Source organism: Amycolatopsis sp. YIM 10 (assembly GCF_009429145.1).
Taxonomy (GTDB): domain Bacteria; phylum Actinomycetota; class Actinomycetes; order Mycobacteriales; family Pseudonocardiaceae; genus Amycolatopsis.
Window position 1 is genome coordinate 8137663 of record NZ_CP045480.1, and the last position, 13104, is coordinate 8150766.

At 69.5% G+C, this 13104-nt stretch carries 10 protein-coding genes; 2 read left to right on the forward strand and 8 right to left on the reverse strand.

The genetic code is table 11. The features are described 5' to 3' along the window. Positions 1-28: 28 nt before the first annotated feature. The 7 genes from YIM_RS38510 to YIM_RS38540 form a co-directional block, all read right to left on the reverse strand. Entirely contained in the window at positions 29-3913 is a 3885-nt protein-coding gene (locus YIM_RS38510) for a ThuA domain-containing protein (protein WP_153035062.1), read from the reverse strand. A 76-nt stretch (positions 3914-3989) separates the two neighbouring features. Then, on the reverse strand, positions 3990-4841 hold the full coding sequence (locus tag YIM_RS38515) for a sugar phosphate isomerase/epimerase (RefSeq protein ID WP_153035063.1): 852 nt from the start codon (positions 4839-4841) through the stop codon (positions 3990-3992). A gap of 4 nt (positions 4842-4845) precedes the next feature. Further along, positions 4846-6042, reverse strand: a complete 1197-nt coding sequence (locus tag YIM_RS38520) for an ABC transporter substrate-binding protein (protein ID WP_153035064.1) — start codon at positions 6040-6042, stop codon at positions 4846-4848. Next, positions 6011-7021, reverse strand: a complete 1011-nt coding sequence (locus tag YIM_RS38525; RefSeq protein ID WP_228004287.1) for an ABC transporter permease — start codon at positions 7019-7021, stop codon at positions 6011-6013. The genes YIM_RS38520 and YIM_RS38525 overlap by 32 nt, the downstream gene beginning before the upstream one ends. Beyond that, positions 7018-8034 (reverse strand): ABC transporter permease, encoded by a 1017-nt coding sequence (locus YIM_RS38530; protein WP_153035065.1) that lies wholly within the window; start codon positions 8032-8034, stop codon positions 7018-7020. The genes YIM_RS38525 and YIM_RS38530 overlap by 4 nt, the downstream gene beginning before the upstream one ends. Beyond that, on the reverse strand, positions 8031-9521 hold the full coding sequence (locus YIM_RS38535) for a sugar ABC transporter ATP-binding protein (RefSeq protein WP_153035066.1): 1491 nt from the start codon (positions 9519-9521) through the stop codon (positions 8031-8033). Before YIM_RS38535 ends, YIM_RS38530 begins: the two co-directional genes overlap by 4 nt. Then, positions 9518-10654 (reverse strand): Gfo/Idh/MocA family protein, encoded by a 1137-nt coding sequence (locus YIM_RS38540; RefSeq protein ID WP_153035067.1) that lies wholly within the window; start codon positions 10652-10654, stop codon positions 9518-9520. The genes YIM_RS38535 and YIM_RS38540 overlap by 4 nt, the downstream gene beginning before the upstream one ends. Before the next feature lie 288 nt (positions 10655-10942). On the opposite strand from YIM_RS38540, the gene YIM_RS38545 reads away from it, so the two are divergent. Both YIM_RS38545 and YIM_RS38550 read left to right on the forward strand, forming a co-directional pair. After that, complete coding sequence (locus YIM_RS38545) at positions 10943-11818, forward strand: SGNH/GDSL hydrolase family protein (protein WP_153035068.1); 876 nt, start codon at positions 10943-10945, stop codon at positions 11816-11818. A gap of 1 nt (position 11819) precedes the next feature. Then, the gene (locus tag YIM_RS38550; RefSeq protein WP_153035069.1) at positions 11820-12686 is read left to right on the forward strand and encodes an SGNH/GDSL hydrolase family protein; all 867 of its coding nucleotides are present in this window, start codon (positions 11820-11822) and stop codon (positions 12684-12686) included. 10 nt (positions 12687-12696) lie between these two features. Here YIM_RS38550 and YIM_RS38555 read toward each other — a convergent pair whose 3' ends face one another. Beyond that, positions 12697-13092 (reverse strand): VOC family protein, encoded by a 396-nt coding sequence (locus YIM_RS38555; protein ID WP_153035070.1) that lies wholly within the window; start codon positions 13090-13092, stop codon positions 12697-12699. Positions 13093-13104 lie beyond the last annotated feature (12 nt).

Below are 13104 nucleotides of genomic sequence, written 5' to 3' on the forward strand. Positions count from 1 at the left end.
AATCGCCCCCGCGTCTTGGGGGATCCCATCAGCTACGCAGCCCGTCGATCAGGGCCTGCGCGTCACGCACCAGCACCGAGCGAACGGCCGGATCCTGCACCTTCCGCTCCACCGTGTGCTTGAACAGCGAGAGCACCGCCGCCGCGCCCTGCGGGGAGTCCTTGTCCAGCAAGAACTTCGCCGTGGTCAGGGTGAGCTTCAGCTGCGCCGAGGTGAACTGGTCGACCTTGCCCGCCTCGGTGAACTGGTCCACCAGCGCCCGCACATCGGTCAGCGAGGTCGTCACGGTGAAGCCGAACTTCTGCTCCACCACGTTGCCCGCCTTGTCCTTCGCGGTCACGACCAGTTCGTGCGCGCCAAGGCTGAGCCCATGCAAAGCCACCGGCGCCCCGTTCACCACCGGCTTGCCGTCGAGCAACGCCACCGCACTGTCCAAACCGGACACCGCGTCCCCGGCCTCCCAGATGAAGCCGAGCACCTCGGAGTCGCCGTAGCTGCCACCGGCCTGCACGCCGCCGACGGTCAGCGCGGGCGCGCCCGCGTCGATCTTCAGCACCGAGCTGCCTTCGGCCTCGACGTTGCCCTTCTTGTCGGTGGACCGGTACGCGATGACCTGCTCACCTTCACCCGGCACGGTGAACGGACCGGTGTACGGGGTCCACGCACCGCCACCGATGCGGTACTCCGTGCTCGCCACGCCGGAACCGGTGCCGTCGTCGGCGGTCAGGGTGACCGTCGGCGCGGTGCGGTACCACCCGTTGGCGCCGTCGGACGCGGTGAACGCCGCCGTGGTCTTCGGCGCCTGCGCGTCGACCACCGCGACACCGTCCCCGATGAACTTCATCGAGTCCAGGTCGAACGGGCCGACCCCACCGCGGAACACCAGGAACAGCTCCGTGGTGCCCTCGAAGTCGGCCAGGTCCACCGGCGGCAGCTGGACGTAGTTGTCCCAGCCACCGGTGCTCGGCACCGGCACGTCGGCCAGCAGCGCGCCGTCGACCGCACCGGCCCGCACCTCGACCGAACCGCCCGCCCCGGCCGGGGCCGAAGCCCGCAGCGAGATCTGGTCGATCCCGGTGAAGTTGACCGGCTTGAAGGAGATCCAGTCACCACCGTTGATGTCACCGATGCGACGGCCGGACTCGGCACCCGCCTGCGAAACGACGCGAATGCCCGATGACCCGTTGAAGAACTCCGCCTGCTTGTGCTTGGGCTGCAGGACCGCGAGGTCCCGGCCGTGCAGCGCGGGAACGCCCTCGGCACCCTTGTCGGTGTAGCTGGCGTCGACCAGGTACAGGATGTTCGCGTCCGCGTGCCCCTCGTCCACAATGGTCTGGAACTGACCTTCGCAGGCGTTGATCGGGTCCATCGGGTGCGGGTGCGAATCGTGCCCGAGCGCGGGCTGCACCACGACCTTGGAGCAGTCGATCGTGCCGTCCTCCGGATCGGTCACGTTCACGTCGAACGCCACCGTGTCGCCGAAGTCGAACATGCCGCCATCCACCGGCCAAGCCACGTCCACCGTCGGCGCGGTGTTGCCGACCGTCACGGTGATGTTCGTGACGCCGGTCTTGCCGGTGGCGTCGGTGACGGTCAGCTGGGCGTTGTAGGCACCCTTCGCCGCGTAGGTGTGCTTGGGGTTCGCCTCGGTGGAAGTGGCACCGTCACCGAAGTTCCACGAGAAGGTGATATCGGTGCCCTCCGGGTCCACCGAACCAGCACTGGAGAAGGAAACCTCCAGCGGCGGGTTACCCGAGGTCGGCGTCGCCGTCGCCTTGGCCAGCGGGGAACGGTTGCCCTGTGTGTGCTCGATCCGGTACAGCCCCGAATCAGGGTTGTCGCGGCCGTAACCGCCACCCCACTCGAGCAGGTACATCGCGCCGTCCGGACCGAAGCGCATGTCCATCGGCGCCAGCGTGGTCTGACTCTGGAACCACGGGTCGATCTCCAGGATCTTGCCCGCGCTGTCCGACGAGAAGGTGTAGATCTTGTTCCGCGCCCACTCGTAGAAGAACGCCTTCCCGTCGTAGTACTGCGGGAACTTCTTCTCCGAAGCCAGGTTCGGGTCGAACCGGTAGACCGGGCCGCCCATCGGCGCCGAACCGCCTTCACCGAGTTCCGGGAACTCGGCCGACGGGCCGTAGCCGTACCAGACCTCGGCCACCTTCGACGGCGGCAGCTGGGTCAGGCCGGTGTTGTTCGGCGAGGTGTTGACCACGTTGGCGCAGTCGAACTTCGGCCCCGAGGTGCTCGTCGCGAAGTCGAAGTCGTTGTACGGGATGTTGTTGGCGGTGCAGTACGGCCAGCCGTAGAAGCCCGGCTCCTTGACCACGTTCCACTCGACCTGACCGTCCGGCCCGCGGTTCGGGTCGGCGGTGCGGGCGTCGGGACCGTAGTCGGCGGCGTAGATGGTGCCGTCGGTGTCCACGGTGAACCGGAACGAGTTCCGGAAGCCCATCGCGTAGATCTCCGGCAGCGTCTTCTCCGTGCCGGGGGCGAACATGTTGCCCTCGGGCACGGTGTAGCCGCCCTCGGCCTTCGGCGTGATCCGCAGGATCTTGCCGCGGAGGTCGTTGGTGTTGGCCGAGGTCTTCTGCGCGTCGAACAGGTCGCGACCGGGACGCTCGTCGATCGGCGAGTAGCCGCTCGACGCGAACGGGTTGGTGTCGTCACCGACGCCGATGTAGAGGTTCCCGTTCGGCCCGAAGGTCAGGTAACCACCGGTGTGACCCGGTTCCTCGCGCCGGGACGCGGGGATGTCGATCAGCTTGCTCTCCGAACCCGGCACGATCACGTCACCCTCGACGGTGAACCGCGAAACGCGGTTGATCTCCGCGGTGCCCGGCGGCGAGTAGTACAGGTAGATCCACCCGTTGTCGGCGAAGTTCGGGTCCAGGGTCAACCCGACCAGACCGTCCTCGCCACCGGAGTAGACCGGCAGGTCCAGCGCGACGGTGTTGGCGCCGGTGGCCGGGTTGTGCAGCTTCACCTGGCCGAGGATCTCGGTGTAGAACACCCGGCCGTCCGGCGCGATGTCGATCGCGGTCGGCGCCTTGGTGTCGGTGTCCAGCGGCACCTTTTCGAACGCGGTGTCCACCGTGGCCGCGCAGTCCGCGGGAACCACCTTGGCCGCGGTCCGCACACCGCCCAGCAGGTGCTTGACGAAGTCCGGCTCGCTGTAGGCCCCGGTCGGATGCCCCATCGCGGTCGCCCACACCCGCGAGGCGCCCACGTCGCGGCACCAGGAGATCGGGTGGTCGGCACCCATCGCGTCCGGCCCGGGGTTGTAGGTCTTCTCGTCCGCGGAGACCAGCACGTGGGCCTTGCCGCGGATGCTCTTGTCGAAGTTGTACCACTCTTCGGAGCGGTTCCAGCGTTCCGGCAGCCCGGCCGTGGACGGGTGGTTCTTGTCCACCACCTTCGCCGTGCCCGGCAGCACGCCCGGCGAGTGCGACGGCATGTGCGTACCGGCGTTGACCAGTTCGTCCCACCACGGGAACTCGTTCTCGATCCCCATGTCCGTGGCGTTGTGCACGGCCGCGATACCGCCGCCGTTTTCGACGTACTTCTGGATCGCCGCGCGCTCGGCGTCGTTCTGCCACACCATGCCCGAGGTCTGGAACATGATCACCACGTCGTAGGTGGCGAGCGCGGCGTCGTTGAAGACGGTCGAGTCCTCGGTGTGGTCGATTTCGAAGTGGTTGTCCGTGGCGAGTTGCTCGAACATCGCCACACCGGCGGGAATGGAGTCGTGCCGGTAACCAGCGGTCTTGGTGAACAGCAGGGCCCGGAACTCCGGATCCTGCTCGTGCCCGGGATGCGCCTGCACGGCCGCGGGCACCAGGCCCAGGCCGAGCAGCGCGGCCAGCAGGGTCCCGCCTACCTTCGGCAGTATTCTTCGTCGAATACTCATGGATTCCTCACGGTTCGGGGTGTTGGGAGAGGAAAACGTGCTGCGGCGTGCCGGCGCCGCGGACTGGAACTGGGAACTAGCCCCCCTTCTGGATCTTCCGCAGGAACGCGAGGCCGTCGGCGGCCAACGCGTCCTGGCTTTCCGCGAGCGGACGCCAGATCGACGCCGCGGTGGCGATGCTCGCGTTGTGCGCGGTGAAGGACTCGATGCACAGCGGGCCGGTGTACCCGGCGTCCGCGATCGCGGCCAGGATGCCCGGCCAGTCCAGGTGGTCGGTTCCCGGTGTGCCGCGGTCGTTCGCGCAGACCTGCACGTGGGCGATCCGGCCGGTGGCCGACCGGATCGCGGCGGGAATGTCGGTCTCCTCGATGTTCTGGTGGTAGACGTCGATCGCCACGCCGCAGCCGGCCAACTCAGAAAGCGCTTCCAGAGTCTGCGCGACCGTGTTCAGCAGGCTGGTTTCGTACCTGTTGAGCGGTTCGACGGCCACCCGCACCCCGACCGACCGAGCGTGCTCGGCCACCGGCGACAGGTTCTCCCGCAACTGTTCGATGGCCGCCGCCCGCTCGGCGACGGACATCTTCCAGGTGCGCCCGACCGAGCTGTAGGCGGGCCCGGCGATCACCGGCGAGCCCACCTCCGCGGCGACGTCGGCCACCGCGCGGAGATAGTCCTGTGTGGACCTGACCGTCGCGTCGTCGGCACCCACCAGCTCGCGACCCGGCGGCATGACCAGCGCCACCGAGGCGGTCAGGCCGAGGCCGGCCAGCAGCCGGGCCGCCGCACCGGGCTGCCAGTCGCCGAGGTTCTCGACGGGCAGCTCGATGCAGTCGAACCCGGCCGCGGCCACCTTGGGTGCCAGTTCGGCCAGCGCCTTGTCGTCCAGCGGGGACGCCCAGACCCAGGTGTTGACACCGATAGCGTGCATCAGCCTACTTCCACTTGTCCGGGAATCCGGGCATCTCCTTGCAGCCGCACAGGCCGTAGTGCAGCGGCGGCATGCCCGCGGTCAGGTACTGGTCCAAAGTGGAGGTTTCGATCACCGGCTGCGGCAGGATCCACTCCTTGGGCACCTGCTCGCCCTTGAGGATCTTCAGCGCGGCGATCACCGGGGTGCGCCACTGGTAGGTCGGATAGGTGGGGGCGAAGGCCTTGAGGTTCTCCTTCTTCCACTTCTCCAGGAACTGCTGCTGGTCCTCACCGGAGATCGCGGGCGCCTCGGCACCGGCGTCCTCGAAGGCCTCCAGCACCGGGACCGCGGCGGTGCCGTCGTCCATCCAGATGCCGTCGATCTTGCCCTCGCGCTGGAGGTAGTCCGAGACGATGCTCTTGGCCTTGGCGCTGTCGTTGCCGGTGAACTCGGCACCGACCACCTTCACGCCGTTGGCGGCGAAGATCTTCTCCGCCGCGGCCCAGCGGTGCTCGAGCACGTCCACGCCGGGCAGCACGCGCAGGCCGAGCACCTTGCCGCCGGCCGGGATCGACTTGGCCAGGAACTCCGCCGCGCTGGCACCGAAGGCGTAGCCGCCGATCGGGTGGATCGCGGTGACCGGGCACTCGGTGTTGACGCCGCGGTCGAAGGTGATCACCGGGATGCCGGTGGCGCAGGCCTGCTCCACCGCCGGGGTCAGCGTGGCGGTGGTGTTCGGCGAGACGATCAGCGCGTTGCAGCCCTGCGAGGTCAGCGACTGGATGTCACTGATCTGCTTGTCGTCCTTGGCTTCGGCGTCCAGCGTGGTGAACTTCGCGATCTCCGGGTGCAGCTCGGCCTCGGCCTGCATGGTCTTCCAGCCGACCTGTCGCCACGGGTTGTCCACCGAGGCGTTGGAGAAGCAGATGTTGTACGGACCGTCCTTCTTGTACTTGGCGGTGTCCGTCATGACGGGTTCGAGCGCCTGCTCCCACGGCTTGTCCGCGGGCCCCTGCGGAGTGGCGGACCGCAGGGCCAGCTGGCGGTCGTACTCGGCCTGGTCGAAGAACTCCGAGTTGGCCGGAGCACCCGCCGACGGCGAGGCGCCGGTGGTACCGCCGGTGTCGGCAGGCAGATCGCTCGAACACGCGGACAGGGCGAGCACGCCCGCGGCCGCGAGAGCGAAGCTACTGCTGCGCAGCAGTTTCTTCTTTGACATTCGTTTTCTCCTGGTTCACCGCTTTGTGCCGGAAAAGGTTGCTGCCGACCGAGGCGTAGGCCACGGCGGCGATGATGATCACGCCCTGCACCGCGGACTCCAGGCCACCGGAGACACCGAGCAGGTTGAGCAGGGAGAACAGGGACTCCAGGGTGAGCGCGCCGGCCATCGCCGCGACCACCGAACCGCGGCCGCCGCCGAGCACCACGCCGCCGAGCACCACCGCGGTGATCACGCGGAACTCCAGGCCGTCACCGACCTGCGCGGACACCCCGGCGAATCCGCCGAGCAGCACCGCGGCCACCGCGGCGGACAGTCCGGAAAGGACGAACGCGAGGGTGCGCAGCCGCTCCACCCGGCCACCGCCCAGCCGGACCGCGGTCTCGTTGTCGCCGACCGCGACCAGGGTCCGGCCGGTACCACCACGCATGAACAACACGGCCGCCACCACGATCGCCGCGAGCAGCAGCACCGACCAGGGCACCTGGCCGAGCAGCGGCACCTCGAACCCGGCGCGGCCGACCGTGCGGAAGGCGTCCGAGAGCGCGCCGCGTGGCGCACCACCGGTCCACAGGAACACCGCGCCGTCGAGCACCAGCAACATTCCCAGGGTCACGATGAACGACGGCACCAGCAGCCGCGTGGTGATCAGCCCGTTGACCAGGCCGACCAGCGCGCCGAAGCCGAGCATGAACAGCAGCACCCACGCGGTGGCCGACTCGTCCCCGTCGATCAGCCGCGCGGCGATCACCACCTCCGCGGTGACCAGCGAGCCGACCGAGAGGTCGAAACCGCCGCTGACGATGACGAAGTACTGCCCGATGGCGAGAATCATCAGCGGCGCCGCGCGCTTGAGCAGCGCGAGGTAGCCGGCCGGTTCGCTGTACGCGGGACCGGCGAAAGCCAGTGCCACCAACAGGATCGCGAGCACCACGAGGACCGGCAGCGTGCCCTCGGTGAGCTTGAGCCGTCGCGTCACTTGCCCCTCCTGGAAAGCTGTCGGCGGGCGTAGAGCGCCACGGCCACGATGAGCACCACACCGCGGACCACGTCCTTGAAGAACGGCGTGACACCGAGGTCGTCGAAGATCGTGTCCAGGGTGGCCAGGATCAGCACACCGCCGATGGTTCCGGCGACACCGCCGCGGCCACCGGCGAGCAGCGTGCCGCCGAGCACCACGGCCGCGATGGACTCCAGGTCGTACCCGGCGTCGGTGCCGACGTACGGTGCGCCGGAGCCGAGCCTGCTGGCCAGGAAGATCCCGGCGAGCCCGGCCGCGATGGAGCACAGCACGTGTGCCTTGACGATGGTGCGCTGCGTGCGGACCCCCGACAGCCGCGCCACTTCCTCGTCGCCGCCGACCGCGTAGATGTGGTAACCACCGCGCGTGCGGCCGAGGTACCACCAGGCCAGCCCGGCCAGCGCGAGCATCAGCAGGGTGGAGATCGGGATCGGCCCGATCCGGTCGTAGCCCAGGTGCTGGAAGGCCCTCGGCACCTCACCGGCCGGGCCCTCGTAACCGTTTTCCAGGTAACCGCGGATGATCAGCGCGGTGCCAAGGGTGGCGATGAACGCGTTCACCTTGAGCCGGGTGATCACCAGGCCGTTGACCAGGCCGACCACCGCGGCCACGGCCAGGGTGAGCAGCACGGCGAAGACGATGTTGCCGGGGTCGCCCGCCATCGTCTCGGCGGCGATCAGCGAGCACAGCCCGATCAGGTAGGCCACCGACAGGTCCAGCTTGCCGGTCAGGATGACCAGCGTCTGCCCGATCGCGACCAGGCCGAGCGTGGTGCTGCGGGTCAGGATGTTCAGGATGCCGCCCTGGTCGAGCAGCGTGCCGCCGTCCACCGCGACCAGCACGCTGCCCACCACGAGCAGGACCACCAGCGCCAGGTAGACCGACACCACGGGGGTCAGCCTGCTCGTCCACTGCGGACGTTTGCGTTCCGGCGGCTTCGACGCGGCCGGGCGTTCGGCGAGCGCGGTCATGCCGTACCCGCCAGTTCGTGTCCGGTGGCCAGTGACATCACGGCTTCCTCGGTAGGCCCGGCGGGCAGTTCCCCGGCCAGGCGGCCTTCGTGCATGACCAGCACGCGATCGCTCATCCCGATCAGCTCGGGGAGTTCGGAGGAGATCATCAGGATGGCGACCCCGCGCCCGGCCAGTTCCCGGAGCAGGTCGTAGACGGCTCGCTTGGCGCCGACGTCGATGCCGCGGGTCGGCTCGTCGACCACGAGCACCTTGGGCTCGACGGCCAGCCACTTCGCCAGCACGACCTTCTGCTGGTTACCGCCGGAGAGGAAGCGCACTTCCTGGTCCTCGTTGCGGGCCACCACGGTGACCGACTTCAGCAGCGCGGGCAGGTCCAGCTTGCCCAGCCCGCGACCGAACGCGGACCGGCGGACGAGCAGCGCGTTGTCCTTGACCGACTGCCGCAGCGCGAGTCCTTCGCCCTTGCGGTCCTCGGTGACGTGCGCGATCCCGCGCCGCACCGAATCCCGCGGCGAGCGCAGGCGCGCGGCCTTGCCGTCGATCTCGACCGTGCCACTGGTGAACGGGTCGATCCCGCAGACGGCCCTGGCCACCGCCGAGCGCCCGGCGCCCTGCAGCCCGGCCAGTCCGACGATCTCACCGGCACGCACCTCGAAGTCGATGCCGCGAAGCCTCTCGTTCCCCGCACCCCGCACGGCCAGCCGGACTTCGCCGAGGTCGGCTTCTTCGGCGCGGTCGGGGAACAGCGCGTCGAGCGGGCGGCCGACCATGTGCCGCACCAGCTGGTCGCTGGTCAGGTCCGCGGTGTTCGCCGAGGTGACCAGCGCGCCGTCCTTGAGCACGGTGATGCGCTGGCTCAGGTCGAACACCTCGCGCATCCGGTGCGAGACGTAGAGCACCGCGATCCCGCGTTCACGCAGGCGCCCGATCAGGCTGTACAGCAGCTCCACCTCGTGCCCGGCGAGCGCGGCGGTCGGCTCGTCCATCGCGATCACCCGCGCGTCGGTGGAGAGCACCTTCACGATCTCGACCACCTGCTGCAACGCCACCGGCAGGCGGCGCACGGCGGTGCGCGGCGAGATGTTCCTGACGCCGATGCCGTCGAGCAGCTCGGCGGTGTCGGCCTCCATCTTGCGGCGGTCCACCTGGCCGCGGCGGGTCGGCTCACGGCCGAGGAACACGTTCTCCGCCACTGTGCGGTCGCCGAGCAGGTTGAACTCCTGGTGCACGATCGACACCCCGGCGGCCTGCGCGTCACGCGGCGAGCCGAAGTGCACCTCGGTGCCGTCGACCTCGACCTTGCCCTCGTCCGGGCGGTGCACCCCGGCCAGCACCTTCATCAGGGTGGACTTTCCGGCCCCGTTCTCGCCGACGAGCGCGTGCACCTCGCCCTCGTACAGTTCGAGGTCGACGTCCTTGAGCACGGGCACACCGAAGAAGCGCTTGGTGATGCCGGTCAGCTTCACCTTGGGCGACACGGTCATTCGGGGACCTCCGTCCACTGCCCGCCCGCCGCGGCCGAGGTCAGCACGGCTTCGGTCAGCCGGGCCGCGCGGAGGCCGTCGGCGAAGGTGGGCAGGCCGTCGGCGACCGGCTCCCCGCGCACGGCCGCGTAGGTGTCGGCGATGAACGCGTCGAAGCAGTCCTGGTAGCCCTGCGCGTGGCCGGCGGGCAGCCGCGAGTAGCGCAACGCCCCCGGTGACAGCGTTTCCGGGTCGCGGACCAGCAATGTGCTGCCGTCGCGGCGGCCGAGCCACAGCTGTTCGGGCAGTTCCTGGTCGAAGCCGAGGCTGGCGTCGGTGCCGGAGACTTCGAGGTGCAGCCGGTTCTTGCGCCCGGCCGCGACCTGGCAGATGACGCCGGTGCCGAGCACCCCGCTCGCGGTGCGCAGGTGCAGGGTCACCAGGTCCTCAGTGGACACCGGCACGTCGCCGCGGCGCTCGCGCACGGTGGCGCTCTGCGCGGACAGCGCGAGGATGCGCTCGCCGAGCACGAACTCCAGGAAGTCGCACCAGTGCGAGCCGATGTCGGCGAAGGCTCGCGAGAGCCCGCCGACCGCGGCGTTCACGCGCCAGTTGTCGTCATCGGGGCGGGAGAGCCAGTCCTGCAGGTATCCACCGTGCACAACGGACACCGCGCCCGGCTCCCCCGCCGCGATCCGCGCCCGCATTTCCCGCGCCATCGGGTGAAAGCGGTACACGAACGGGACGGTGGCCACCCGGCCGCCGTCGAGCGCGGCGGCCGCCAGCCGCGCCGCGTCCTCGGCGGAGGTGGCCAGCGGCTTCTCACAGATCACGTGGGCGCCCGCGGCGAGCGCGGTCTCGGCGGCCGTCGCGTGCACCGCGTTGGGGGTGCACACGTGCACCACGTCCGGGGCGGCGTCGGTGAGCATCGCGTGCAGATCGGAATAGCCCTGAGCAGCACCGACCGCCTCGGCGGCACCGGCCGCGCGCTCCGCGCTGGAACCCACCGCGCCGACGATCTCGGCGCCCGCGCGACGCGCCGCCTCGGCGTGCACGCGGCCCATGAAGCCGCTGCCCACCACGGCCACCCTGGGCCGGGGAACAGCGGAGGGGGTCATCGACGAGGCCTCTGCGGAGAGGTCGGTCACAGCCATGTTTCGGGACACTACGGAGAACTTACGTTCATAGCAAGCAGAAGTATGTCCCGAATGATCTCAATTTGAGTACCTGTGTCCAGATGTCCACCAGTTGGCAGACTTGACAGCGCTTTCCGCAACCGAGCGTCGTCAAGCCACTACGCCGAAGTGGTGACCCTGGGTGAGCGTGAGGTCACCTAAGTTCACCGGGTGCCTGCACTCCTTTGGAGGCTCCCCGCCGCGAAACCCCCGACTAAGCAGATGAACAAGGTTCGGATTTCACGGCGCGAAGGGACACCTCGACAGATGAGACGGCGACGAAGTACCGGGCTGCTGGCAGCCATCACGGCGGCAGCGGCCCTGGCCACGGCACCCGCGGCGGGTGCGGCAACCGCGTTCCAGAACTACGTGGCACTCGGCGACTCCTACACCGCCGGGCCGCTGATCCCCTGGCAGCGCGCGGATCCGGCGGGCTGCCTGCGCTCGACCGGCAACTACCCGGCGCTGCTGGCGATCAAGCTCGGCGTCCGGTCCTATGTGGACGGCAGTTGCAGTGGCGCGGACACCACCCACCTGACCGCACCGCAGCGGCTGGCCATCGGCTACCACCCACCGCAGTTCAACGCGCTGCGGCCGGAGACGGACCTGGTCACGATCGGCATCGGGGGCAACGATTTCAACCTGTTCGGCCGGATCGTCGACACCTGTCCCGGGCTGCGGAAGCTGGATCCGAACGGGTCACCGTGCCGGGAGCACTTCGCCGTCGACGGCATCGACACGCTGAAGCTGGCCACCTCGAAGATCGAGGGGAATCTCCGGGTCGCCTTCCAGACCGTGCGGGCCTACGCGCCACGGGCGAAGGTGCTGGCCATCGGTTATCCGCGGATCGCACCGGAGACCGGGTACTGCCCGTCCGTGCTGCCGTTCGCCGACGGCGACTACGCCTGGCTGAACAGCGTCGAACAGGCGCTCAACGGGGCCATCGCCGCGGCCGCCGCCGCCGGCGGTGCGTCCTATGTGGACACCTGGAGCCCGTCGCTCGGGCACGACGCCTGCGCCGGGGACGCGGCTTGGATCAACGGCAAGCGGCTGCGCTCGTACGCCGCGCCCTACCACCCGTTCGCCGCCGGGATGCACGGCATCTCCGGTGTTGTCTACGACCACCTGCGCCGAGGGGAATGACTTGAGGAACGCACTCTGCGCGGGGCTCGCGGTCGCGCTGGCCGCCGTGGTGCCCGCGGTCCCGGCACAGGCCCTGCCCGCGTACCAGAACTACGTGGCGCTCGGCGACTCGTTCACCGCCGGACCGCTGATCCCGGAGCAACGCGCCGATCCGGCGGGCTGCCGCCGGTCCTCGGCGAACTACAGCTCGCTGCTGGCCGGCCTGCTGGTGACGCGGTCCGCCGTGGACGCCAGCTGCAGCGGCGCGGACACCACCCACCTGACCCAGCCGCAGGAGCTGGCCGACGGGAGCAACCGGCCGCAGCTGGACGCGCTGCGGCCGGAAACCGATCTGGTCACCGTCGGCCTCGGCGTGAACGACTACAACCTGTTCCAGCGCATCGTCGACACCTGCCCGGCGCTGCGGCCGCAGCACCCGACCGGGGCGCCGTGCCGGGCGTACTTCACCGTCAACGGCACGGACACGCTGCGCGGCATCATCACGCAGACCGAGCAGAACCTGACCGACGGCCTGCGGCAGGTCCGCGAACGCGCACCGAGGGCCAAGGTGCTCGCGGTCGGCTATCCTCGCGTGGTGCCGTCGTCCGGCTTCTGCGGCTCGATCCTGCCGTTCGCCGACGGTGACTACGCCTGGGTCGCCGAGCTGGAGCAGGCGCTCAACGACGCCATCGCCGACGCGGCGGCCGACAGCGGATCGTCCTATGTGGACGTACACGGCCCCTCACTCGGCCACGACGCGTGCGCCCAGCCCGGTTCCGCCTGGGTCAACGGCGATCTGAGCCGCGACGACGCCGCCCGCTACCACCCGGTGCCGGCCGGGATGCAGGGCGTTTCGGGGGTGATATTCGACCACCTGCGAAGGGGTTAGCCCACCCGACTCAGCCGGGCGCCTCCGCTGAACCCGAGGGCGCCCGGCTGAGGTCGACCACGCAGAACGGGTTGCCGTCCGGATCAGCCAGCACCACGAAGTCCGGCTTCGGCGGGTAGTCGTCCCAGTCGATCCTGGTGGCACCGAGGCCGATCAGCCTGGCCACCTCGGCTTCCTGCTCGGCGGTGGTGTCGACCACCAGATCCAGGTGCACCCGCGGCCGCCGCTCCACCGGCGACTCGCTGCGCATCAGCCCGATCACCCGGGAGCCGCCGGAGTCCACCAGCGTCCGCCAGCGCTCTGTGGCCCATTCGGGACTGTCCGTCAAGTCCAGCGCCGAGGTCCAGAACCGGACCGCGCGCTCCACATCCGTCACCCCGATGGTCGGGAAACCGAGTCTGAGCACTTCGCCTCCTTG

Coding starts and splice junctions, on each gene's coding strand:
- YIM_RS38545 (WP_153035068.1), top strand. CDS start 10,943: ATGAGACGGCGACGAAGTACCGGGCTGCTGGCAGCCATCACGGCGGCA.
- YIM_RS38510 (WP_153035062.1), bottom strand. CDS start 3,913: ATGAGTATTCGACGAAGAATACTGCCGAAGGTAGGCGGGACCCTGCTG.
- YIM_RS38530 (WP_153035065.1), bottom strand. CDS start 8,034: ATGACCGCGCTCGCCGAACGCCCGGCCGCGTCGAAGCCGCCGGAACGC.
- YIM_RS38540 (WP_153035067.1), bottom strand. CDS start 10,654: ATGGCTGTGACCGACCTCTCCGCAGAGGCCTCGTCGATGACCCCCTCC.
- YIM_RS38535 (WP_153035066.1), bottom strand. CDS start 9,521: ATGACCGTGTCGCCCAAGGTGAAGCTGACCGGCATCACCAAGCGCTTC.
- YIM_RS38515 (WP_153035063.1), bottom strand. CDS start 4,841: ATGCACGCTATCGGTGTCAACACCTGGGTCTGGGCGTCCCCGCTGGAC.
- YIM_RS38520 (WP_153035064.1), bottom strand. CDS start 6,042: ATGTCAAAGAAGAAACTGCTGCGCAGCAGTAGCTTCGCTCTCGCGGCC.